Consider the following 21,930-nt stretch of genomic DNA (forward strand, 5'->3'; position numbering starts at 1 on the left):
TGGCTGGGTGCGGATTACGATGGGCGGGCACGGACAACAAAGCCGCCGAAAATGGCGGCTTGCAAGGGAAAATGGACGCTGGCGGATGATTGCGGAGGGGCTGGTGGCGGAAGAGGTGGGATTCGAACCCACGGTAGGCTCTCACCTACGCCGGTTTTCAAGACCGGTGCCTTAAACCACTCGGCCACTCTTCCGTTCTGCAAACCGTTTCGGGGCTTTGGGGGGGAATGTCAAGCGGGGCGGTGTGAATTTGTGAGGACTGCCCGGAACTTGCCAGAAAACGTGCCAGAAAACGTGCCGGAAACCTGCCAGAAAACCTCGCAGAAACCTTGGCTGAAAACGCTCGGGGACGGGGCGGGCGGCACCTTGGGGCGCATCCCCGGAACAGCAGGATTGACGCGGAAAGGCGGCCTCAGCCTTGCCATATCCTCCGGCGGTCATCCGGGGCGGAGCGGAGCGCAGACCCGGGAACCACTCGCTTGCAGAGCGGCTCATGGGATGTGTGGCGGTGTGGTGCGGATTGCCTTGGTCCCGCAGCCTTTCAGCTTGTCATCCCCACGAAGGTGGGGATCCAGTAGCCCCGGTGTCAGCCATCTCCTGCTCCGGGCGCACTGGATCCCGGTCTTGCCGCTTCGCGCCAAACCGGGATGACATGATGAAAGGCTGTGCCGCCTCACAGAACGCCGCAAAGGCCGGGGGCGCAGCGAGGACGCCGGCGTCCGCGCCGCGCATACAATGTCTTGTCAGGAAAAGTTGCCCGCCGTGTATCCCCCGGAAGGGGGCCGCTGATCCGGCGTGTCGTGGGCAGGGGTGCAGGATCAGCGGCCGGTGCCGGGAAGGCCCCAGCCTGCGCAGGGCGGGGCGGCCCGTTGCAGTGACATCACCTTAGGCGCTGCCGCCGCTGCGGTTTGTGATGGCGATCACAAAGTGATGCAATGATCGGCCCGCGTCTTGATGGATCCGGGCCTTGATGGGTCTGAGCCTTTTCAGGGCAGGCACGTCAGCGCCGCAAAGCCTGTACTGACCGGCAGGGGGATCTGCCTGTGCATCGAACTGCGTGCAGGAGTGCCGGCTGTGGATCTGCCAGAGGCAGGCAGGGCCGGGCCGGGTGCAGATTCGGGGCATGAGCCCTCTGCCATGTTGCAGGATGGTAAATTATTTCAAGAAGGCGGCGGCGCTTCCGGCCCTGCCGGAACGGCGGAAAACAGCCGCCCCGGGACTATACGGTGTACCGGATACGGTTTGATGGCCTCTGCGGCGCTTTGGGACTTGGCGAAGCGGTAAGGATCAGGTAACCACTATGCGATTAACTGCGGCTGTTGCATTTCTGCGGGGGCGGAATGCACTTGCGCGCAAGGGGCCTAACGGTCAGTTTGCGCAACCGCGAGACAGCGCCGGGAAACCGGCTTCATGGAGCGCGTGTGCTGGGGCCGCCAGACGCGTTGTGAGTGGGACGGCAGGATGCAAGGTTTGGGGAAACGCCCGATGGCAGCTATGGCTGAGAAGGCCGTATGCGCCAGCAAGGACGCTCAGGAGGCAGGCGGTGTGAAACTCCGCAAGCCCGCCCTGAAACTGATGATCGCGCTGACTGCAGCGCTCGCACTGGCAGCCTGCGAAAGCGCGCCGACCAAGAAACGCTCCTCCGAATATTTCCCTGAATCCAAATACGGCGTGAAGGCCAGCCCCCGCGTGGTCGCCGATGGTCAGCCGGTGCCCAAAGGCGGTGGCCGCGCCATCGTCGGCAAGCCCTACAAGGTGGCCGGGCGCTGGTATCATCCGAAGGAAGAGCCGGGCTACACCAAGGTCGGATTTGCGTCCTGGTATGGTGAGGCCTTCCACGGCCGCAAGACCGCCAATGGCGAGATCTATGACCGTCACTCGCTGACGGCTGCCCACACCACCATGCCGCTGCCGTCCTATGCCCGCGTGACCAACGTGGAGAACGGCCGCTCGATGATCGTGCGCGTCAATGACCGCGGGCCGTTCCATGGCAACCGCGAGATCGATCTGTCGCAGCGCGTCGCCAAGATGCTGGGCACCAAGCAGGCCGGTATCGGCAAGGTGAAGGTGGAATATATCGGCCCGGCCCGCATGGACGGCAATGACGAGGCCTTCCTGATGGCGAGCTATGACGGGCCGGGTGCCGTGACGCCGGGCGGCACGATGCCGGGCACCATGCTGGCACAGGCCCCTGCTGCGCCTGCACCTGCAGCAGGACCCGTCCGCGCACCTGCCGCTTCTGTGATGGTTGCCTCTGCCGAGCCGCTGGCGCAGGGCGCAGGCAGCATGAATTATGTGCCGAGCTTCGCGCCGCGCCCGCGTCCTCTGACACTGCCGCAGCCGGTGACGGTGGCTTCCACTTCCGGCACCACTCATCCGCAGCTTGATCCGTCCTACATGATCGCCTTCGATCCGGCGGTTGCCTATGAAAGTGCGGCGCAGATCATGGTCGCCTCGGCAAGCCCGGCGGCATCTGCGGTCAATGCATCGGCGGCTGCCGCTGAGGCCCAGGCCATCATGAGCCCGGCCGCTGCCACCGCTACCGAGGTTCCCGCTGCCGCTCCCGCCGTCCAGACGCTGGGTGAACAGCCGCAGACCCTTGGCACCATCCGCGTGCCTGCGGCATCGCCGGTAAATGCGGCGCCTGCGGCCTATCAGGATCCGTCAGCCGCCGGTCAGCCGCAGATGATCTGGCAGCCGGGGCTGAACGCTCCGCGCAACCTGCTGCGCGGCGGGGCCGTGTCGTCCTATGCCGCCAACGACCGTATCAATGGTGTTTTCGGCGCGTTCGAAACGTTCGAGAACAGCGCAACGTCCCTTCAGAAGCTGAACCGCTGATCTGGCGGCAGGCGCAGGCTGGATTCCGGCTGTTTGGGGCGGTTTTGAGCGGTTTTCGGCCGGGTGGAACATGATCGGGCAGGGTGAAACGGCCGCACGGCCGCTGCAGACAAGGTTCAAGCGCTTCAGCCTTGCGGCCCTTGCCGCAGGGCTTCTGCTTTCCGGCCTGTGCATGCCGCACCCCGCCGCGGCGCAGGATGTGCTGGCGACCCGTGCCACGACCGCCATTCTTCTCGACCAGTCCAGTGACACGCTGCTTTATGCCAAGGCGCCGGACCAGCCGTTTGAGCCGGGCTCCCTTGCCAAGGTGATGACGGCGGCGATCGTCTTCGATGCGCTGAAGGCGGGGGAAACGTCCGAAGACACGCTTTACACAGTCAGCGAACATGCCTGGCGCACAGGCGGAGCGCCGTCACGCGGGGCGACGATGTTTGCGGCCGTGAAGTCGCAGATCGCGGTGTCCGACCTGCTGCAGGGGCTCCTCGTTCACAATGCCAATGATGCGGCCATCGTTCTGGCTGAAGGACTTGCAGGCAGCGAGGAGGCCTTTGCCGGGCGCATGAACGCTCTTGCTGAAAAGCTCGGCATGAAGAACACGCATTTTGCCAATCCGACCGGCTATCCGGCGCCGGGTGTGAAAGTGACGGCGCGCGATCTCAGTCTGCTGGCCGGCTATATCCTGAGTGAGCACAAGGACCGCTACGGCCTGTTCAGCCAGCCGGAGTTCACCTGGAACAACATTTTCCAGCGGGCGAAGAACCCGTTTCTGGGCAATGTCACCGGGCTCGACGGGCTGGGGGCAGGTCAGACCGAAAAGGATGGGTTCAGCGGTCTTGTTTCGGTGGAGCGGAACGGGCGGCGGGTGATTGCGGCCCTTTCCGGCCTTCCCACGGACAAGGCACGGCTGGCGGCGCTGAAGGATCTTGTCGAGGGGGCATGGGATGCCTTCACCCTCAACCGCCTGTTTGATGCCGGGGCACAGGTGGCCAGCGCGCGCGTGTTCGGCGGCACGGCAGGCGAGGTGCCGCTGGTGGCGGCGCGCACTGTCGAGGTTCTGTTGCCCACGGGCGGCACGATGAACTACCGTCTGCGCGCCGTTTATGACGGGCCGCTGCTTGCGCCGGTTGAAAAGGGCACCGTGGTGGGCGAAATCAGGGTGCTGGGGCCGGATGATGCCGTCGTTTACCGCGCACCGCTTCTGACGGGCGGTGACGTCAGCGAGGGCACGCTGAGCCAGCGGGCGATGAATGGTGTGCGCCAGCTGCTGTTTGGCTGGCTGTGATGCAGCGCCCTGCGGGGCGGATGAGTTGGAGAGTTTCGTTGGCGCTGGGGCGGTTCATCACATTTGAAGGCGGAGAGGGGGCGGGCAAGTCCACCCAGATCCGCCGCCTGCGCGAGCGCCTGCTGCAACAGGGGCTGGGGGTGACGCTGACGCGTGAGCCGGGCGGATCGCCGGGGGCGGAGATGATCCGCGAGGTGCTGCTGTCGGGTGCGGCGCGCAAGCTGGGCCCGCGCGGTGAGGCGATGCTGTTTGCCGCAGCCCGTGCCGACCATGTGGATGTGACCATCCGCCCGGCGCTGGAGCGCGGGGAGTGGGTGCTGTGCGACCGCTATGCCGATTCGACCCGCGTCTATCAGGGCGAGGCGGGGGTGGAGCCGCAGGTGCTGGATGTGCTGGAAGTGACGGCCACAAACGGGCTGAGGCCTGACCTGACGGTGCTGATCGACGTTCCGGCTGCCATCGGCCTGAAGCGGGTGGACACGCGGGCGCAGAATGCCAGCGGCAACAGCCCGGACCGGTTCGAGACCGATGCCATGGAAACCCACGAGCGGCGGCGGCAGCTGTTCCTGGAGCTTGCGGACGCCGAGCCGGACCGCATTGTGGTCATTGACGGCGCGCAGGATGCAGGCGGCGTGGAAGCGGCCATCTGGCAGGTGGTGTCCTCCCGTTTCGGCCTGAAGAACAGGGAAGGCGCAGGATCCGGCCATGGCGCGTAACACGGACATCGAAGCCACCCCGGAGGTCGACGCCATCGACGGCGTGCCGCTGCCGCGCGAGCAGTTTGCCCTCGTGGGGCAGGAGGCAGCCGAGCGCGAGCTGATCGAGGCCTACCGTTCGCCGCGCTTCCATCATGCCTGGCTCGTCGGCGGGCAGAAGGGCATCGGCAAGGCGACGCTTGCCTTCCGCTTTGCGCGTTTCGCGCTGGCCCATCCGGACAGGTTTTCACCCGAGGTTGCCGCAGCCAGCAGCCTTGCCGTGCCGGAGGGGCATATCGTCAGCCGCCAGATCGCGGCGGGTGCGAGCCCCAATGTGCTGCATCTGCGCAGGCCCTATAACGACAAGACCAAGCGCTTCAAGACCGATCTGCCGGTGGACGAGGTGCGCCGCACCGTGTCCTTTTACGGCACCACGGCATCGGGTCAGGGGCTGCGGATCTGCATTGTCGATGCGGCGGATGACATGAACGCCAGTTCCGCCAACGCGCTGCTGAAAATTCTGGAAGAGCCGCCCGCCAACTCTCTGTTCTTCGTGCTGTCGCACGCGCCGGGGCGCCTGCTGCCGACCATCCGCTCGCGCTGCCGCAGGCTGGACCTGCAGCCGCTGGACGACCGCGCCATGACCCAGGCGCTTTCCGGCCTGGGCGGCAGTGCTGACCCTTCCTCCATGGCGGATGTGGCGCGCTTTGCCGGCGGCAGCCTGCGCTCGGCCCTGCTGCTGCTGGCCGGTGAGGGGCTGGCGGTGACGCAGGGCTTCCACAATCTCGCCGCCCGCCTGCCGCGCATTGATCCGGTGGCGCTGCATGCCTTTGCCGATCTCGTTTCGGCACGCGGCGAAACCGACAACTGGGAAGCCTTCCTGTCGGTGGCGCGGGACTGGATGCACGCCCAGTTGCGCGGTCCGGACGCGGGGCATGCCTCACGGCTTGTCAGGTGGACCGAGGTATGGGAAAAGATGGGCCGCGCGGCGGCGGATGCCGAGGCGCTCAATCTTGACAAGAAACAGGTAGTCATCGACGTGTTCCGGTCCCTCTCCGAGGCCATGCGAATGCCCGCATGAAGCCTTGCCGCCCGCAAGGCACCTGCTGATGACCGGACACCTGTCCGGCTGTTTCTCCCGTTTGTAGCCAGTTCTCGCCCGAAAGCATCCGAAGCGTCATGACCGACAAGCCCCGCTACTACATCACCACGGCCATTTCCTATCCCAACGGTGTGCCGCACATCGGCCATGCCTATGAGGCGATTGCCACGGATGCGATGGCCCGTTTCCAGCGGCTGGACGGCAAGGATGTGTTCTTCCTGACGGGCACGGACGAGCACGGCCAGAAGATGCTGCAGACGGCGCGCAAGGAAGGCATCTCCGCGCAGGAACTGGCCGACCGCAACTCCGCCCGCTTCCGCGCCATGGTGGAGGCCCTCGGCTGCACCAACAACGACTTCATCCGCACCAGCGAGGAGCGCCACCACAAGTCGAGCCAGGAAATCTGGAAGCGGATGGCGGCGAATGGCGACATCTACAAGGACAGCTATTCCGGCTGGTACTCCGTGCGTGACGAGGCCTTCTATCAGGAGGGCGAGACCGAAGTGCGCGCCGATGGCGTGCGCTACGGCCCGCAGGGCACGCCGGTGGAGTGGGTGGAGGAGGAGAGCTACTTCTTCCGCCTGTCCGCCTATCAGGACAAGCTTCTGGCCCATTACGAGGCCAATCCTGATTTCATCGGCCCGTCCGAGCGCCGCAACGAGATCGTCAGCTTCGTCAGCCGCGGGCTGAAGGACCTGTCCGTTTCGCGCACCACCTTCGACTGGGGCATTCCGGTGCCGGGCGACGAGCGGCATGTGATGTATGTGTGGGTGGATGCGCTCACCAACTACATCACCGGCGCTGGCTTCCCGGATGAGGGGGATGCGCGCTGGTCCTACTGGCCGGCGGATGCCCATATCATCGGCAAGGACATCATCCGCTTCCACGCGGTCTACTGGCCTGCCTTCCTGATGTCGGCCGGTATCCCGCTGCCCAAGCGCGTCTATGCCCACGGCTTCCTGTTCAACCGCGGGGAGAAGATGTCGAAGTCGGTCGGCAACGTCATCGACCCCTTCAGCCTGATCGAGCATTACGGCCTCGACCAGACCCGCTACTTCTTCCTGCGCGAGGTGCCCTTCGGACAGGACGGCAACTACAGCCACGAGGCGATCGTCAACCGCATCAACGCCGATCTGGCCAATGACCTTGGCAATCTGGCGTCGCGTTCCCTGTCGATGATCTCCAAGAACTGCGACGGCAAGCTGCCGCAGCCGGGTGCGCTTCATCCGGCCGACGAGGCCATTCTGGCGCAGGCCGACGCCATGCTGGACACCTGCCGCGCGGCCTTCTCCAAGCAGGAAATCCATGCGGGCCTTGCCTGCATCTGGGCCTGCGTGGCCGAAGCCAACCGCTACTTCGCCGCACAGGAGCCCTGGGCACTGAAGAAGACCGATCCGGAGCGCATGAACACGGTGCTCTATGTCACGGCCGAAGTGATCCGCCAGATCGCCATTCTGGCCCAGCCGGTGACCCCGGCGGCGGCGGCCAAGCTGCTCGACAACCTGTCGGTTCCGGCCGGCGCCCGCAGCTTTGCAACGCTTGGCGCAGCCGGGCGGCTTGCCGCCGGCGTGGAAATCCCCAAGCCCGAGCCGGCTTTCCCGCGCTATGTGGAGCCGGAACAGGCGGACGCATAAGCTGCGAAAATGCGAAAGAGCGGGAAAGTCCCCGCTCTTTCAAAGAGTTCCGAGGTTGGTCCACAGGGGAGGGCACCGGTTCTCCACATGGATTGCCCGCATGTTATCCACAAGGTACCCCCAAGGCTTTCCCATGCTTGTCGACAGCCACTGCCATCTCGATTTTCCCGACTTCGAGGCCGAACGGGACGAGGTGATTGCACGCGCCCATGCGGCTGGCGTGAAGCTGATGGTCACGATCTCCACGCGGGTGCGCAAGTTCCCGCAGGTGCTGGCCATCGCGGAAGCCTATGACAGCGTCTATTGCTCGGTCGGCACCCATCCGCACAATGCCCAGGAGGAACTGGACGTGACGGCGGACGAACTCGTGCAGCTCGCCCAGCATCCCAAGGTCGTTGCCATCGGGGAAGCAGGGCTCGATTACTTCTACGACAAGGCGCCGCGTGCCTCGCAGGCGCAGGGGCTCCGCACCCATATTGAGGCTGCCCGGCGCACCCAGCTGCCGCTCGTCATCCATTCGCGCGATGCGGATGAGGACATGATGGCGATCCTGACCGAGGAAATGGGGAAGGGGGCCTTCCCGGCGCTGCTGCACTGCTTCTCTTCCGGTCCGGAGTTGGCCCGGCGCGGCGTGGACCTGGGGCTTTATGTGTCCTTCTCCGGCATTCTGACGTTCAAGCGCTCGGAGGAGATCCGCGAGATTGCCGCCAGCGTGCCACGTGACCGGCTGCTGGTCGAAACCGATGCACCTTATCTCGCCCCGCAGCCCTGGCGCGGCAAGCGCAACGAGCCGGCCTATACGGCCTTCACCGCCAGGATCCTTGCCGAAGTGCATGGTGTGAGCGCGGAGGACATGGCCCGGCAGACGACGGACAACTTCTTCCGTCTCTTCACCAAGGCGAAACGGCCGGAGGCAGAATGAGCGCAGAGCTGGAGATCACCATCCTCGGCTGCGGATCATCAGGGGGCGTGCCGCGCCTTGGTGACGACTGGGGACGCTGTGATCCGGCCGAGCCGCGCAACCGCCGCCGCCGCTGCGCCCTGCTGGTGCGCCAGAAAGGCGAGGGGGGCGAGACAACGGTTCTCATCGACACCGGGCCGGACATGCGCGCCCAATTGCTCGACGCCGGGGCAGGGTATCTGGATGCGGTGATCTATACCCACGCCCATGCCGATCACCTGCATGGCATCGATGACCTGAGGATGCTGGCGCTGCGCAACCGCATGAAGGTGCCCGTCTACATGGATGAGCCCACCTCGGCCCGCGCGCATGAGGCCTTCGACTACTGTTTCACCACACCGCCCGGCTCCTCCTATCCGCCGATCCTGGACGAGCAGCGGCTGGCGGCAGGAGAGGAAACCGTGATCGACGGAGCAGGCGGACCGATCGCCTTCCAGCCCATCCGGGTGCATCACGGGGAAATCGATTCCCTCGCGTTCCGCTTTCAGGACGTGGTCTATCTACCTGATGTATCAGAGATTCCCGAAAGCGAAGTGGCGCGGTTTGCCGGTCTGCGGCTGTTCATCATCGATGCCCTGCGCCGCACGCCGCATCCCAGCCATTTCTCGCTGGACGATGCGCTGCACTGGATCGCCAGCCTGAAGCCGGCACGGGCGATCCTCACCAACATGCACAACGACATGGACTATGCCACGCTCTGCCGTGAGCTTCCGCCGCATGTGGAACCTGCCTATGACGGCATGGTGATCAAGCTGGCAGGCGGGGGAGTGGCGCCCGGCTCTTCGGACTGACCGGCCTCAAGCTCCTGTCAGGCGTTACTCACCGCATAGGACTTCATGAACACGCGCACGGCTGAGGCGACGATTGCCTGCTGCTCGGCCTGAGAGGGCGCCGAGCCTGAGGTCAGCAGCATGCGGCGCATGGTGCCGGAAATGCAAAGATCCAGAAACTGGCTCGCAGCCAGTTCCAGATCGCAGTCCGTGATCTGGCCGATTTCGTGCCGGTGCAGCAGGAACTGCTTCAGGTGGCGGATGCCCTTCTTCGGGCCTTCCTCATAGAGCAGGGCGCCAAATTCGGGGAACTTCTCCGATGCCCCCATCACCATGCGCAGGGTCGAGATGGTTTCGGGCAGGATCATCCGTGAAAGATAGACGATGCCAAGCCGCATGAGCGCGTCCTCAAGCGGCGCGCTGTCATCCAGATCCGTGATGCAATGCTCGGGCTGCAGCTGCCGGTCCTTCAGGATCAGCGCCTTGAACAGGGCTTCCTTGCTGTCGAAATAGACATAGAGCGTGCCCTTCGACACCCCGGCCTCACGGGCGATGGTTTCCATGCTGGCCCCGTCAAAGCCATTGGCGCGGAACACACGGCGTGCGCCGTCCAGAATCTGGTGGCGTTTGGCATTGGCGGGCTGGCCGGACTTGTCTCCGTCCACCTGGGCATCCTGTGCAGTCATGATCCGTTTCAGCTCTGTTGCAGCGGCGTTGCCCCTACGTAGGTTCGTGAGGGGCCCTCTGTCAAATTCCACCCGGAAGATGCCGTGATTTCAGCGGGGAAGGAACCCTGTTCCGGAGGGCCGTCTCTTCAAATCATCTATTGACCGAACCGTTCAGTCAAACTATTTATGTGCGAAAGGCACACAACGAAGGCTCCCCCGCCGTGACCAGCACTGCCACACTTCTCAAGACTGAAACCCAATCTCCCGCTTCCGGTACCCCCACCGGCAGCGGAGAGGAACGCCGCGCGGCTGCACCCGCGGCGGATGGCAGCGGGTCTCCCGCTGGCAGCCCGGAAGCACCATCCCCCACCCGTGCCCGGAATGCCCAGGGAGACCCGCAGCCTGCCACTGGCCAGCAGGCCGGCGAGGGTGGCGGCACGCCGAAGAAGAAGGGCAAGGCGGGCAAGGTCATGCGGGTCATCCTGCTTCTTGCCGCCGCGGCCGGTGCCTATGAGGGCTATGGCTGGTGGACCCATGGCCGCTTCATGGCCTCGACGGATGATGCCTATGTGTCGGCCGACATCACCACGGTTCTGTCCAAGGTGTCGGGCTATGTCGCCAGCATCGAGGTGGCCGACAACCAGCATGTGGACGCAGGGCAGGTGATCGCCCGCATTGATGACGGCGATTACCGGCTGGCCGTGCAGTCCGCAAAGGACAATGTGGCCAGCGCCGAAGCGACGGTGGAGCGTATCGCCCGCCAGATCATCGCCAGCCAAGCCTCCGTCGAGCAGGCGAGGGCCTCTGTTGAAGCGGCTGAAGCCCGCGACATCGAGGCAAAGGCAAGTTACGAGCGGCAGGTGAAACTGACCGCGGGCAAGGTGTCGAGCCAGGCCTCTCTGGACACGGCTCTTGCCAACATGCGCGATGCCTCCGCCACAGTTGCGAGCAGCAAGGCGGCCGTCTCAGTCGCCGAAGCCAACGTGGCGGTGCTGGAGAGCCAGAAGAAGGAAGCCGAACAGGCCGTAGCTTCCGCCCGCACGGCACTGGAAAAGGCCGAACGGGATCTGGACTTCACCGTGGTGCGGGCGCCGGTTTCCGGTGTCGTCGGCAACCGGGCGGCGCAGGTGGGCTCGCTGCTGCAGACCGGCAGCCGCGTCGCCTCCATCGTGCCGCTGGCCGATGCCCGTATCGACGCCAATTTCAAGGAAACCCAGCTGGATGCCATCCAGCCCGGCGCTTCGGTGAAGGTGACCGTCGATGCCTATCCGGAGCTGGAGCTGCACGGCACGGTGAAGAGCCTGTCCCCGGCGACCGGCTCCGTCTTCAGCCTGCTGCCGTCCGAAAATGCCACGGGCAACTTCACCAAGGTGGTGCAGCGTGTGCCGGTGCGCATTTCCGTTCCGGTAAGCGAGGAGGGCGCTTCCGTGCTGCGCCCCGGCATGTCGGTGGTCGTGGAAGTCGATACCCGCACCGGCACGCGGATCACGGGCCTTCCCGGCAGCAAGACCGCGAGCGCCCGCTGACAGCGGGCGCCCCAGAAGGGCGGCGGACGCAACATGACAGACGCAACGATGGCCGTTCCGGCCCAACCCGTCGTGACCACGCGCAGGATGCTGACCTTCCTGTGCATGGTTTTCGGCATGTTCATGGCGATCCTGGACATCCAGATCGTCTCGGCCTCCCTGTCCGAGATCCAGGCCGGGCTTGGCGCCTCCAGCGATGAAATTCCGTGGGTGCAGACCAGCTATCTGATCGCCGAAGTGATCATGATTCCGCTGTCCGGCTATCTGTCGCGCATGCTCTCGACCCGCTGGATGTTTGCCATTTCCGCCGGCGGCTTCACCGCCATGAGCTTCATGTGCGCCACGGCCACGACGATCAACGAAATGATCCTCTGGCGCACGCTGCAGGGCTTTCTCGGCGGCGGCATGATCCCCACCGTTTTTGCGACGGCCTATCTGATCTTCCCGCGTGAGAAATTCAGCATCGTGTCGCCGATCATCGGCCTCGTCGCAACGCTGGCCCCGACCATCGGCCCGACCCTGGGCGGCTATCTCACCGACTTCATGTCCTGGCACTGGCTGTTCCTGATCAACGTCATTCCCGGCATCTTCGTGACGATTGCCGCCATTTCGCTGATCGACTTCGACGAGCCGGACATGAGCCTTCTCGACAAGTTCGACTGGACCGGCTTTGCCGCCATGGCGGTGTTCCTTGGCTCGCTCGAATATGTGCTGGAGGAGGGGACCAACGACGACTGGTTCCAGAGCGAGCACATCGTCCTGTTCTCCGTGCTCTCGGGTGCCGCCGCGCTGCTGTTCTTCTACCGGGCTTTCACTGTGGATGAGCCGGTGGCGGACCTGCGCGCCTTTGGCAACAAGAACTTCGCCATGGGCAGCCTGTTCAGCTTCGTCATGGGCATCGGGCTTTATGGCCTGACCTATCTTTATCCGGTCTATCTCTCCGGCATCCGCGGCTATACCGCGCTGCAGATCGGCGAGACCATGTTCGTCAGCGGCCTTGCCATGTTCCTGACCGCGCCCATCGCAGGACGGTTGATGAGCGTGCTCGATCCGCGCGTGATGATGGGCATCGGCTTTGGCGGCTTTGCGCTCGGTACCTATCTTGTCACCGGTCTGACGCAGGACTGGGATTTCTACGAGCTGCTGCTGCCGCAGATCCTGCGCGGCTGCTCCTTGATGCTGTGCATGGTGCCGATCAACAACATCGCCCTTGGCATGCTGCCGCCGCAGATGATCAAGAACGCCTCCGGCCTGTTCAACCTGACGCGGAACCTCGGCGGTGCCGTGGGCCTTGCGCTGATCAACTCCTTCCTGACCGAGCGGCGCGCCTTCCACTACGAGCGCCTGGCCGAAAGCGTCAATGGCGCCCGTGAGCCGGTACAGGAAACCATGTCCATGCTCAATCAGGCCTATGCGCCGCTGGGCGATGCCGCCCCCACAGCGGCCCTCAATGCAGTGAAGGGCATGGTCACCCAGCAGGCCTTCATCATGTCCTTCATCGACATGTTCATGCTGCTGACCCTGCTGTTCATCTGCCTGCTGGCCGCCATCTTCTTTGTCGAGAAGCCGAAACTGAACTCTGGCGGCGGAGGAGGGCACTGATGCCCTCCTGTCAGACTTGGCCATTTTACCCTTGAAAAATCCAATATTTCCAATATCTTGATTGGTATGGAACGGATTTTCGGAGGGCTTCATGGCCGATGACGGCGCGCAGGACCATCCTGCCAGCGCCCGGACAGCCGGCCGCAGTGACGAAAGGCAGGGGTCTGCAAGGCCCTTGTCTACAAGGTCCGCTGGCGGCAAGGCACAACGCCGGGCGCCGCGCATCCCGACGGAGGAGCGCCTCACGCGGCAGGCCTTGGCCTATCTGGAGCGCTATGCCACGTCGCTGGCCAATCTGCGGCTTGTGCTGGAGCGCAAGGTGGCCCGCGCCGCCCGCCACCATGGTACGGATGCAAGCGTCTATGCGCCGATGATCGAGGCGGTGCTGGACAAATGCAGCCGCAGCGGCCTGGTGAACGATCAGACCTTTGCCGAAACCAAACTCGCCAGCCTGCGCCGCAAGGGAGCCTCCACGCGCAAGATCGCCGCGCAACTGGGGGCCAAAGGTGTGGCACGGCAGATGATCGATGCGGTGCTGGATCAGGACGAAACCTCGGACGCCAGCGCCGCCCGCCGCTTTGCGCAGCGCCGCAGGCTCGGGCCGTGGCGCAAGGGCCACCAGGACGAGAGCCCGGAAACCCGCCGCGACAAGGACCGCAAGGACATGGCCGCCATGTGCCGCGCCGGCCACTCCATCTCCGCCGCCCGCGCTGCCTTGCAGGACGTGGAGGGAATGGAAGAGTGAGCGGCAGGAACGGCGAAATCGACGATCAAAACCGGTTCTGGCCCGGCAGGGTCTTCGTCAGGTCGCAAACATTCAGATCGAGGCCGCCACGAGAACTGGCAGAGCGCCGTTGCTGAATGATATATCCATGATACAAGTAAAAATCGAGGGCAGATAGCGCAGCATCAATGCGAATTGATCTTTCACCCTTTTTCTCAATTGCTTTTTCTGCATGCCGCAGAAGAAGAGATCCAATTCCTGACCGCCCGGTCTCCGGATCAACATAAAGACCAATTATTTCATCATCTTTGAATGAACAGAAGCCGCATATTTTATTGCTTGTTTCAGCAACCAAAAAAGTCTGTCCTTTGATGGTCATCGCCTCAACGTAGTTTTCAGGCTTGAGCCCGGTCGCCCAACTCTCGCATTCATCCTGAGAATAGGCGGTGCGGCCAGAGATCAAAATGGCGCTTTCGTGGATCTGGATCAAGCGAGCACAATCGTCTATCGCGGCCAGCCGAACTTTGATCTTTGAACCATCAGCGGCTTTTTTCATTTGGGGTGATCCCAGCTCGAAGCTGCGGCTTCGCGTTCGTCCATCTCACCAGCGCTCCGTTTCGAATGGCACGTTTCCCAATACCAGTTCCAGATAAGTTTGACTCATAGGAAGCTTGCCAAAAAAGGCTGGGGAACTCAGCTCACGCACACAAATGTCGGATAAGATATATTATGGAACTTATCTATATGCGATGAGATTGGTGCCGAAATGACGCCGCCAGTCACATGCCTCCCGTCACATGGATGACACGGTGCTGCGGTTGTTTCGCGCCATGGCCTCACATTGCCTCATCATCATCGATCTGCTCAACGACTTTCTCGACAGCTGGGACGCCGGGCGAACGGCGGAGCTGATTGCGCAGACCAACCGGCTGGCCGCTGCCTTCCGGATGGCCGGGCTTCCCGTCGTCTGGGTGCGTCAGGAGTTCGAGCCCGGCCTCAGCGATGCCTTTGCCGAAATGCGTGAGCGCAACATCAAGGCCACCATCATGGGCACGCGCGGCGCGCAGCTTCATGCGGATCTCGACTGGCGGCCCGGAGATGCGGTCATCGTCAAGAAGCGCTACAGCGCCTTCTTCCGGACAGACCTTGAAGACCGGCTGGCGTATATGGGCGCCGGGCATGTGGTTCTGTGCGGCATCAACACCCATGCCTGCGTCCGCATGACTGCCATCGATGCCTATCAGCGCGATCTGCGCGTCACCATTGCACGGGACTGCACGGCCTCCTATGACGAGGAACATGCCCGTGTCTCGCTGGCCTATATGGACGGCAAAATCGCGACAGTTGCGCCGGCTCCTGCCATTCTAAAGGCCATCGCGGCCCGCTGAATGACCCGTCCGGACTGTGGAGCCAGAGCCTTGTTTTCAAAACATAATACCGAAATCAAAGACCTGATCAGCGCCTTCTGCGCGGCCCATCCGGCGCGTCTGGAAGAGCTTTCCGTCATTGACCGCCTCTGGCGCAGCGATGCGGATATGACTGCCCGATCGACGGTTCCGGCGCATGTCACCGCAAGTGCCGTGCTGCTGCAGGATGGCAAAGTCCTGATGGTGGAACATCTCACGCTCGGAAAACGGCTGTTTCCCGGCGGCCACATCGATGCCGGAGAAATGCCCCATGAAGCTGCCGCCCGGGAACTCGCCGAAGAAACCGGTCTCACCGCGCAGCTGCAGGATAGGCTTCCCATCGATATCGATGTCCACGGCATCCCTGAAAACAGGAAGAAGAACGAGCCGGCGCATATCCATATCGATCTGCGCTATCTCTTTGCGAACCCGTCCGGCGCGCTTCTTGCCAATCCTGACGAGGTATCAGCCCTCAGCTGGGTCTCACCAAGCGCCCTTCCCCCGGCGATGCGAAGGGGGCTGGATTGCTTGGGGCAGTCAACCGGCACGCCCGTTCATGAATTGAGCCCGGAGGAAACAGCGTCCTTGGCCATCTCCCGGTCACAGGCGGCCCGTGGTGAGTTTGCGTCTGACGAGGATGTGCGCGCCGTCTGGGCAACGCATGGGGTGACGGGCTGATCCCTCCCCGCCAAATCCATTCCCATTTCGCCCGGCTCCCGCTATACCCCTTGCCAAAAGCAATCTCGGGGAGGAATGCGGGTGACGGAACCTCTGGTCCTGATCGCAGGCGGCGGAATTGGCGGCATGGCGCTGGCCTTGACGCTTCATCAGATCGGCGTGCGCTGCAAGGTGTTTGAATCCGTGCGCGAGCTGAAGCCGCTGGGCGTCGGCATCAACATCCAGCCCAATGCTGTGCGCGAGCTGTTCGATCTCGGCATCACGGCAGACATGCTGGACAAGGTGGGGGTTCCGGCGCGCGAATGGGCGCTTGTCGGCCGCAACGGCCAGGAAATCTACGCCGAGCCGCGCGGGCTGGAGGCCGGTTACAACTGGCCGCAATATGCCGTGCACCGGGGCGAGCTGCATATGCTGCTCTATGAGATCTTCCGTGCCCGCGCCGGTGAGGAAGCCGTTGTTCTGGGGGCGAAGGTCACCGGCTACCGCAAGAACCCGGATGGAACCGTCACCGCCCTGCTCCGCCATGCGGATGGCTCTTCCGGCGAGGAAACCGGCACGCTGCTGATCGGTGCTGACGGCATCCATTCGGCCGTGCGCGCGCAGATGCACCCGGACCAGCCGCCGATCCACTGGGGCGGCGCCGTCATGTGGCGCGGCACGGCCATGGCAAAGCCGGTGCGCACGGGCTCATCCTTCATCGGCCTCGGCTCGCACCGGCACCGCATGGTCATCTATCCGATTTCGCCCGTTGATCCGCAGACCGGCCTTGCCCGCATCAACTGGATCGCCGAAGTCACCTATGACGACATCAGCAAGCGCGATGCCACCGGCTGGTTCCGTCAGGTTGAGGTGGAGGATTTCTTCCATCACTTCGCCGACTGGACCTATGACTGGATGGATGTTCCGGCCCTGCTGCGCGGTGCGGATGTGGCCTATGAAAACCCGATGATCGACCGGGACCCGGTGGACACATGGGTGGATGGCCCGGTGGCGCTGATGGGCGATGCGGCCCACGCCATGTATCCGACCGGCTCCAATGGCGCGAGCCAGGCCATCATCGATGCGCGCACGCTCGGCGTCATGATGCTGGCCCATGGCGTCACGCCGGAGGCGCTTGCCGCCTTTGACGAAAAGCTCTGCGGCCCCGTCTCGCAGCTCATCCTGCGCAACCGGGGCGCCGGTCCCTTCGGGCTGCTCAACATGGTGGACGAGCGCTGTGGCGGCGATTTTGACAACATCGACGACGTGATCCCGCCGGAAGAGCGCGCCAGCTTCATGGGCGCCTACAAGACCGCCGCAGGCTTTGCCAAGGACGCGCTCAACGCCGCCCCGCGCATGATCGCTGAAGGTGCAAGGGTGCCCGCCCCTGCGCCTGTGTGAACCTCTGGAAGGAAGCCGCCAATGACCAGCCGCACGCCGGAAGACATGAGCCGGGAAACCCCTGCCCCGGACTCCCCTGCCCTGGCGGCGCCCCGCCTTGTGCATGTCTGCGACCTCCGCGTCGAGGTCGCGCCGCCCCGTGCCATGGGGCAAGGCAGAGGCGGTGAGCGCAAGATCATGCAGATCACCGGCGGCACGGTGTCCGGCCCCCGCCTCAACGGCCGCATTCTCAATCTGGGCGCGGACTGGCTGACGCTGCATGAAGGCGGGCTGGCGGTGCTCGATGCCCGCTATGCCTTTGAGACCGAGGACGGCGCCCTCATCGAAATGCGTGACAGCGGCTTCCGCCATGGCCCGGCGGATGTGATGGCAGAGCTTGCCAAAGGCGGCGATGTCTCCCCCGACGCCTATTACATGCGCTCCTCCGCCCGGCTCGAAACCGGCGATCCACGCTATCAATGGGTCAACCGCACCATCTTCGTCAGCCGCGGCGCCAGGCTCGGCAAGGGCGTGGTGATCAGCCTGTTCGCGGTGGAGTGAGGGCAAAGACCCTTTGGAAAAAACTTCATAAAATCAAATACTGGAACGCTTCATTGGTTTGAGCCTTGTGCCAGCCTTGCCTGACATCCCGGCAGTGCCACACAATCCGGGACATGCCTTCATTTTTTGATTACACCTCCTGCAGATTGTACTCGTGATAGAACACACACCTGCCACTCAAATGTCAGGTGTTACGGGGCGGTTGAACTTGGAGGATATTGTGATTGTATTTGAAGCTGGGTTTCTTGTTTTCCATTTGCTCCATGCCATTCATCATGCCTCGGGAGCGTCGTCAGAGAAGCCGGTTGCATATCCGCCGGTGGACGGAGGCTGGACAATGTATCCTCCCATCACTTTGTCAGAATCAAAAACCAATCCCTGCTATCCCTTCATTCTTGAATTTCTGGAGTTCCCTCCCCAGCATCGGGGAAAATGCGTCGAGCTCATATTTGAGGGGGAGAGTGCTGTCGTCACGTTGGAAAATGGAATGACAATGGAGCTTACCCCGCCAAGAGGCTGGACCTTAAAAAGGTGATCTCCGAAGACGCTCCACCGCCCGGCTCCCACCTGTCGGCCTGCGCTATCACTTGAAGTTATCCTGGAGATAAATCTCTTAGATCACCTTGTGCGATGATTTCCTCTCATTCGCTCAAAAACTGGACATTTTCTTTCTCTCGAGAAATAAAATACAAATTAGGAGAATGATAGTGAATATTTTTAATATATCTCTTTTTGTGGCGCTCGCATTTCTTGCGTTATCTCCGAGCGCGCGTGCGGAAGAAGAAAAGCCCGATGTGCCTTGGACGCTTTATCCATCTGATCCTGACGCTAATCCGAACTGCTATGAAACAATCATGCTTTTGCTTGGGTTTCCTGACCACTATTACAAAGAATGCATTGAACTTGTCATAAGCGTTACCTTGCGCCTTAAAGATGGTACAGTTATCGAAATTTCAAAATCAGGAGGTGACCTGCCCTACTACGACAGAAAACTTTATGAGAGTAATTTTCCGCTGCACTATAAAAAATAGAAGGCGGAGAATTTGTAGAAGCAGCGTCTCAGCATCCGTACGGCGTCGCCCCGGGCGGAGCGCAGACCCGGGGGCTACTCGCTTGCAGAGCGGTGAGATGAACCGCGAAGGTGCGGCAGGCGCATGAGACCATCCGTTTCTCACCTCCATTGGATTTCGTCACCTCTCTGCAAGCGAGTGGTCCCCGGCTCAATGGCCGGGGCGACGGCCTAGGTGGGCTGCACGTTCGTGCTCCACTTAAAGGCCTCGGCTCATTCTTGAAATTTGGGGCTGGCGCCGCACAGGACCTGTCCCGGCCTCTCCTCACCTCAAATCAATTGAACATCGTGCAATTGTGCGCTAGCGATAGAGGCAGATGCCACTTCCGCTGGAGTCTTGCCGATGTCCGCAGCCGCCCGTCCCCATTCTCAAGCCACGGACCCCGCTGATCTTGGAGCGCTGGAGGCGCGGCAGATGATGGCGCGCCGGCAATTGTCGGCGGTAGAGCTTGCACAGGCCTGCATCCGCCGGGTGGAGGCGGTGGATCATGCGGTCAATGCACTGGTCGCGCGGGATTTCGATGCTCTTCTGAAGGACGCGAAGGCCGCCGATGACGCGCTGGCGCGCGGCGATGCGCTTGGCCCGCTGCATGGCCTGCCCTTTGGCGTCAAGGACATGATCGACGTGAAGGGCCTGCCGACCACCTTCGGCTCGGAACTCTTTGCAAAGAACATCGCCGCAAAGGATGACGCCATCGTCGCGGCGATGCGGGCGGCGGGCGCCATTCCGCTGGGAAAGACCAACAATCCGGAATGGAGCGCGGGCGGCAACACCCGCAACCGGGTCTATGGCGTCACCGCCAACCCACATGACGTGACCCGCAGCTGCGCCGGCTCGTCCGGGGGCTCCGCCGTGGCGCTGGCCTGCGGATATGCACCGCTTGCGACGGGCTCGGACACGGGGGGCTCCTTACGCAATCCGGCGGCCTTTTGCGGCACCGTTGGCTTCCGCCCCAGCCCCGGCGTGGTGCCGGGCGATACGCGTTCCATCGGCCTCATCCCCATGTCCACCTCCGGCCCCATGGCGCGTTCCGTCGCCGATGCGGGGCTGATGCTGTCGGTTCTGGCCCGCGCTGACCGCAAGGACCCCTACACCACGGTCATCAACGGCCGCACGCCCTGGGATGCGCAGAGTTTCGCCGCCCTGCCCCGGCGCGATCTCTCCAGCCTGAAGGTGGCCGTCACCGAAGATTACGGCTTTGCGCCGGTCGAAGGGCTGGTGCGTGATCATTTCCGCAAGGCCGTGAAAACCCTCCTGCCCTTCTTCGGCAGGGCGGATGAGGTAGCGCCGGACTGCGCAAACGCGGACCGGATCTTCTCCGTCCTGCGCGGCGTGCTCTTCGTCAGCACCCATGGCAAGCGGGTGGACGAGTTCCCCGATCTGGTCGGCCCCAATGTCACCGAGAACGTCCGCGAAGGCCGGTCCTTCAGCGGTGAGGATGTGGCGGATGCGCTGACGCAGCAGGGCGCCTATTACCAGCGCTGGCAGGCCTTCTTCGAAGATTGGGACGTGCTGATCTCCCCCGCCGTCTGCATCAGCCCGCGTGACTGGCACGAGCTTTATCCCACTGAGATCGATGGCAAGCCGACGCTCAGCTATTACCACTGGCTTGCCATGGCCTACGCCTCGACCATTGCAGGCCATCCCTCCATCACCATTCCTTGCGGTTTTGATGCCAATGGCATGCCGTTCGGGCTGCAGATCGTTGGCAAGCGCCATGACGACCTTGGTGTGCTGACTGTTGCGGCAGAGCTTGAAGCCGTCATTACCGGTATCCCGGACCTTGCTCCGCACGGGCCAGACCTTGCGGCGCTGAAGGCAGCTCCTCGTCTGTCCGAAGCCGATGGCTTCCTGAGCCTTTGAGGGAAAAATGGCAGCTGACACGGACACAGGACAAACCAAACCGCCGCGCGGGCGGGCGGCTTCCATTGGTCTGACGCGGGAGCAGATCGTGGCGGCTGCAATTGCGCAGATCGATGAGAAGGGCCTTGCCGGGTTCTCCCTGCGCGAGCTGGCAAGGGCGCTGCAGGTCTCGCCCAATGTCATTTACTGGCATGTGGGCGGCACCAAGGAAGACCTGTTTGCCGCCATTTCCGGCGCGATCACCAGCGCGCTGCCTGCCGGTTTTGACCGCTCGGCGGACTGGCGCCTGCGGCTGCGGCAGGTGTTTCTCGGCTACCGGGCGCTGGTGCATGAGCACCCCAACCTCGCGCCACTGCTGGGCGCGGAAATGCAGTCGAACGGCGTTGCCAATCTCGGCTGGGTGGAAACGGTGCTCGCTGCCCTGCGTGATGGCGGGTTTCGCGGGGATGAGTTGACCCGCGCCTTCAATGCCCTGATCGGCGGGCTCGGCGGCTTCGTCACCATGGAACTTGCCCCCGGACCGCAAGGCGGCAGCGGCTGGGAGAGCCATTTCCAGCAGCAGGTGGCCGCCATCGACCCGGCCCTCTACCCGCTGACCCATGACGCCCTGCCGGAGATTGCCAACCGCATCTTCGTGCTGCGCTGGCAGAACGGCACGCAGGTGCCTTACGGCGCCAGCTATGAGTTCCTGCTCGATCTCCTGATCAATGGCCTGTCCGCGCTTGGCGAAGGCCGCAAATGCTCTTCAACCCAGAAAGAGGACTAACCGATGACCGCACCTGCAAAACTTCCCTTCTCCAAGGTCCGCCGCGCCGGCTCCACTGTTTATCTCGCCGGTGAAATCGGCTTTGCGGCGGACGGCACCGTTCCCGAAGGCATCGAGGCCCAGACCCGCAACTGCCTGTCGCGCATCAAGGCGACGCTGGAAGGCGAGGGCCTGACCATGGCCCATGTGGTCTCCTGCACCTGTTATCTCACGGATCCCAAGGACTTCGCCGCCTTCAACGCCGTCTATGCGGAATTCTTCGCCGATCCCCTGCCCGTGCGCACCACGGTCCAGTCCGGCCTGATGATCGATGCGAAGCTGGAAATCACCGTCATCGCGCAGGCGTAAGATCATTCAAACTCCGCGCCGTCCCGGATCTTCGCTTCGCTGCGTCCGGGACGGCGCGGTGGACAGTTCATTGCCCT

At 63.2% G+C, this 21,930-nt stretch carries 21 protein-coding genes and 1 tRNA gene; 19 read left to right on the top strand and 3 right to left on the bottom strand.

Features of this window, described 5'->3' with window-relative positions; genetic code table 11:
- Window positions 1–104: 104 nt before the first annotated feature.
- Window positions 105–194, bottom strand: a tRNA-Ser gene (locus ACVNHC_RS04260).
- Window positions 195–1,485: 1,291 nt separating this feature from the next.
- Here ACVNHC_RS04260 and ACVNHC_RS04265 point away from each other — a divergent pair.
- The 7 genes from ACVNHC_RS04265 (at window position 1,486) to ACVNHC_RS04295 (ending at window position 9,303) form a co-directional block, all read left to right on the top strand.
- A complete protein-coding gene (locus ACVNHC_RS04265; RefSeq protein ID WP_374628206.1) occupies window positions 1,486–2,838 on the top strand; it encodes a septal ring lytic transglycosylase RlpA family protein in 1,353 nt (450 codons plus the stop codon).
- A gap of 70 nt (window positions 2,839–2,908) precedes the next feature.
- Window positions 2,909–4,120 (top strand): D-alanyl-D-alanine carboxypeptidase family protein, encoded by a 1,212-nt coding sequence (locus ACVNHC_RS04270; RefSeq protein WP_374628207.1) that lies wholly within the window; start codon window positions 2,909–2,911, stop codon window positions 4,118–4,120.
- A 38-nt stretch (window positions 4,121–4,158) separates the two neighbouring features.
- Entirely contained in the window at window positions 4,159–4,836 is a 678-nt protein-coding gene (gene tmk, locus ACVNHC_RS04275; protein ID WP_247648167.1) for a dTMP kinase, read from the top strand.
- Window positions 4,826–5,896 carry a DNA polymerase III subunit delta' gene (locus tag ACVNHC_RS04280; RefSeq protein ID WP_094461747.1) on the top strand — a complete coding sequence of 357 codons (1,071 nt, stop codon included), beginning with the start codon at window positions 4,826–4,828 and terminating at the stop codon, window positions 5,894–5,896. Before tmk ends, ACVNHC_RS04280 begins: the two co-directional genes overlap by 11 nt.
- A gap of 98 nt (window positions 5,897–5,994) precedes the next feature.
- A complete protein-coding gene (metG, locus tag ACVNHC_RS04285; RefSeq protein WP_457166527.1) occupies window positions 5,995–7,551 on the top strand; it encodes a methionine--tRNA ligase in 1,557 nt (518 codons plus the stop codon).
- A 133-nt stretch (window positions 7,552–7,684) separates the two neighbouring features.
- A complete protein-coding gene (locus ACVNHC_RS04290; RefSeq protein WP_457166528.1) occupies window positions 7,685–8,473 on the top strand; it encodes a TatD family hydrolase in 789 nt (262 codons plus the stop codon).
- Window positions 8,470–9,303 carry an MBL fold metallo-hydrolase gene (locus ACVNHC_RS04295; protein WP_058899782.1) on the top strand — a complete coding sequence of 278 codons (834 nt, stop codon included), beginning with the start codon at window positions 8,470–8,472 and terminating at the stop codon, window positions 9,301–9,303. The genes ACVNHC_RS04290 and ACVNHC_RS04295 overlap by 4 nt, the downstream gene beginning before the upstream one ends.
- Window positions 9,304–9,320: 17 nt before the next feature.
- Here ACVNHC_RS04295 and ACVNHC_RS04300 read toward each other — a convergent pair whose 3' ends face one another.
- Window positions 9,321–9,968: a TetR/AcrR family transcriptional regulator gene (locus tag ACVNHC_RS04300; protein WP_058899781.1), complete on the bottom strand. Its 648-nt coding sequence runs from the start codon at window positions 9,966–9,968 to the stop codon at window positions 9,321–9,323.
- A gap of 203 nt (window positions 9,969–10,171) precedes the next feature.
- Between ACVNHC_RS04300 and ACVNHC_RS04305 the strand changes: the two genes are divergently transcribed.
- From ACVNHC_RS04305 to ACVNHC_RS04315, 3 genes are all read left to right on the top strand, one after another.
- A complete protein-coding gene (locus tag ACVNHC_RS04305) occupies window positions 10,172–11,476 on the top strand; it encodes an HlyD family secretion protein (protein WP_457166529.1) in 1,305 nt (434 codons plus the stop codon).
- Window positions 11,477–11,509: 33 nt separating this feature from the next.
- A complete protein-coding gene (locus ACVNHC_RS04310) occupies window positions 11,510–13,078 on the top strand; it encodes a DHA2 family efflux MFS transporter permease subunit (protein WP_050471505.1) in 1,569 nt (522 codons plus the stop codon).
- A 91-nt stretch (window positions 13,079–13,169) separates the two neighbouring features.
- Window positions 13,170–13,823, top strand: a complete 654-nt coding sequence (locus ACVNHC_RS04315) for a regulatory protein RecX (RefSeq protein WP_457166530.1) — start codon at window positions 13,170–13,172, stop codon at window positions 13,821–13,823.
- A gap of 25 nt (window positions 13,824–13,848) precedes the next feature.
- Here ACVNHC_RS04315 and ACVNHC_RS04320 read toward each other — a convergent pair whose 3' ends face one another.
- On the bottom strand, window positions 13,849–14,358 hold the full coding sequence (locus ACVNHC_RS04320; RefSeq protein ID WP_457166531.1) for a GNAT family N-acetyltransferase: 510 nt from the start codon (window positions 14,356–14,358) through the stop codon (window positions 13,849–13,851).
- A 253-nt stretch (window positions 14,359–14,611) separates the two neighbouring features.
- Between ACVNHC_RS04320 and ACVNHC_RS04325 the strand changes: the two genes are divergently transcribed.
- From ACVNHC_RS04325 to ACVNHC_RS04365, 9 genes are all read left to right on the top strand, one after another.
- The gene (locus tag ACVNHC_RS04325) at window positions 14,612–15,190 is read left to right on the top strand and encodes a cysteine hydrolase family protein (RefSeq protein WP_457166532.1); all 579 of its coding nucleotides are present in this window, start codon (window positions 14,612–14,614) and stop codon (window positions 15,188–15,190) included.
- Between the two features lie 30 nt (window positions 15,191–15,220).
- The gene (locus ACVNHC_RS04330; protein ID WP_457166533.1) at window positions 15,221–15,886 is read left to right on the top strand and encodes an NUDIX hydrolase; all 666 of its coding nucleotides are present in this window, start codon (window positions 15,221–15,223) and stop codon (window positions 15,884–15,886) included.
- 75 nt (window positions 15,887–15,961) lie between these two features.
- Window positions 15,962–17,266 carry a flavin-dependent oxidoreductase gene (locus tag ACVNHC_RS04335; RefSeq protein ID WP_457166534.1) on the top strand — a complete coding sequence of 435 codons (1,305 nt, stop codon included), beginning with the start codon at window positions 15,962–15,964 and terminating at the stop codon, window positions 17,264–17,266.
- A 21-nt stretch (window positions 17,267–17,287) separates the two neighbouring features.
- Window positions 17,288–17,806: a DUF3237 domain-containing protein gene (locus ACVNHC_RS04340; protein WP_457166535.1), complete on the top strand. Its 519-nt coding sequence runs from the start codon at window positions 17,288–17,290 to the stop codon at window positions 17,804–17,806.
- A 208-nt stretch (window positions 17,807–18,014) separates the two neighbouring features.
- Window positions 18,015–18,341, top strand: coding sequence for a hypothetical protein (locus ACVNHC_RS04345; protein WP_457166536.1), 327 nt, complete (start codon window positions 18,015–18,017; stop codon window positions 18,339–18,341).
- A 172-nt stretch (window positions 18,342–18,513) separates the two neighbouring features.
- Window positions 18,514–18,837, top strand: a complete 324-nt coding sequence (locus ACVNHC_RS04350; RefSeq protein WP_457166537.1) for a hypothetical protein — start codon at window positions 18,514–18,516, stop codon at window positions 18,835–18,837.
- Window positions 18,838–19,218: 381 nt separating this feature from the next.
- Window positions 19,219–20,739, top strand: a complete 1,521-nt coding sequence (locus ACVNHC_RS04355; RefSeq protein ID WP_457166538.1) for an amidase — start codon at window positions 19,219–19,221, stop codon at window positions 20,737–20,739.
- A gap of 7 nt (window positions 20,740–20,746) precedes the next feature.
- Window positions 20,747–21,505 (top strand): TetR/AcrR family transcriptional regulator, encoded by a 759-nt coding sequence (locus ACVNHC_RS04360; RefSeq protein WP_457166539.1) that lies wholly within the window; start codon window positions 20,747–20,749, stop codon window positions 21,503–21,505.
- 3 nt (window positions 21,506–21,508) lie between these two features.
- The gene (locus ACVNHC_RS04365) at window positions 21,509–21,853 is read left to right on the top strand and encodes a RidA family protein (RefSeq protein ID WP_050471512.1); all 345 of its coding nucleotides are present in this window, start codon (window positions 21,509–21,511) and stop codon (window positions 21,851–21,853) included.
- The last annotated feature ends 77 nt before the right edge of the window (window positions 21,854–21,930 follow it).

This window comes from Pannonibacter sp. Q-1, assembly GCF_054073275.1.

Bases quoted from the DNA above. Each gene is read 5' to 3' on its own strand.
- ACVNHC_RS04300 (WP_058899781.1), bottom strand. From the start codon at position 9,968: ATGACTGCACAGGATGCCCAGGTGGACGGAGACAAGTCCGGCCAGCCC.
- ACVNHC_RS04355 (WP_457166538.1), top strand. From the start codon at position 19,219: ATGTCCGCAGCCGCCCGTCCCCATTCTCAAGCCACGGACCCCGCTGAT.
- ACVNHC_RS04365 (WP_050471512.1), top strand. From the start codon at position 21,509: ATGACCGCACCTGCAAAACTTCCCTTCTCCAAGGTCCGCCGCGCCGGC.
- ACVNHC_RS04315 (WP_457166530.1), top strand. From the start codon at position 13,170: ATGGCCGATGACGGCGCGCAGGACCATCCTGCCAGCGCCCGGACAGCC.
- ACVNHC_RS04295 (WP_058899782.1), top strand. From the start codon at position 8,470: ATGAGCGCAGAGCTGGAGATCACCATCCTCGGCTGCGGATCATCAGGG.
- ACVNHC_RS04340 (WP_457166535.1), top strand. From the start codon at position 17,288: ATGACCAGCCGCACGCCGGAAGACATGAGCCGGGAAACCCCTGCCCCG.
- ACVNHC_RS04320 (WP_457166531.1), bottom strand. From the start codon at position 14,358: ATGAAAAAAGCCGCTGATGGTTCAAAGATCAAAGTTCGGCTGGCCGCG.
- ACVNHC_RS04265 (WP_374628206.1), top strand. From the start codon at position 1,486: ATGGCAGCTATGGCTGAGAAGGCCGTATGCGCCAGCAAGGACGCTCAG.
- metG (WP_457166527.1), top strand. From the start codon at position 5,995: ATGACCGACAAGCCCCGCTACTACATCACCACGGCCATTTCCTATCCC.
- ACVNHC_RS04360 (WP_457166539.1), top strand. From the start codon at position 20,747: ATGGCAGCTGACACGGACACAGGACAAACCAAACCGCCGCGCGGGCGG.
- ACVNHC_RS04310 (WP_050471505.1), top strand. From the start codon at position 11,510: ATGACAGACGCAACGATGGCCGTTCCGGCCCAACCCGTCGTGACCACG.
- ACVNHC_RS04270 (WP_374628207.1), top strand. From the start codon at position 2,909: ATGATCGGGCAGGGTGAAACGGCCGCACGGCCGCTGCAGACAAGGTTC.
- ACVNHC_RS04290 (WP_457166528.1), top strand. From the start codon at position 7,685: ATGCTTGTCGACAGCCACTGCCATCTCGATTTTCCCGACTTCGAGGCC.
- ACVNHC_RS04335 (WP_457166534.1), top strand. From the start codon at position 15,962: ATGCGGGTGACGGAACCTCTGGTCCTGATCGCAGGCGGCGGAATTGGC.
- ACVNHC_RS04280 (WP_094461747.1), top strand. From the start codon at position 4,826: ATGGCGCGTAACACGGACATCGAAGCCACCCCGGAGGTCGACGCCATC.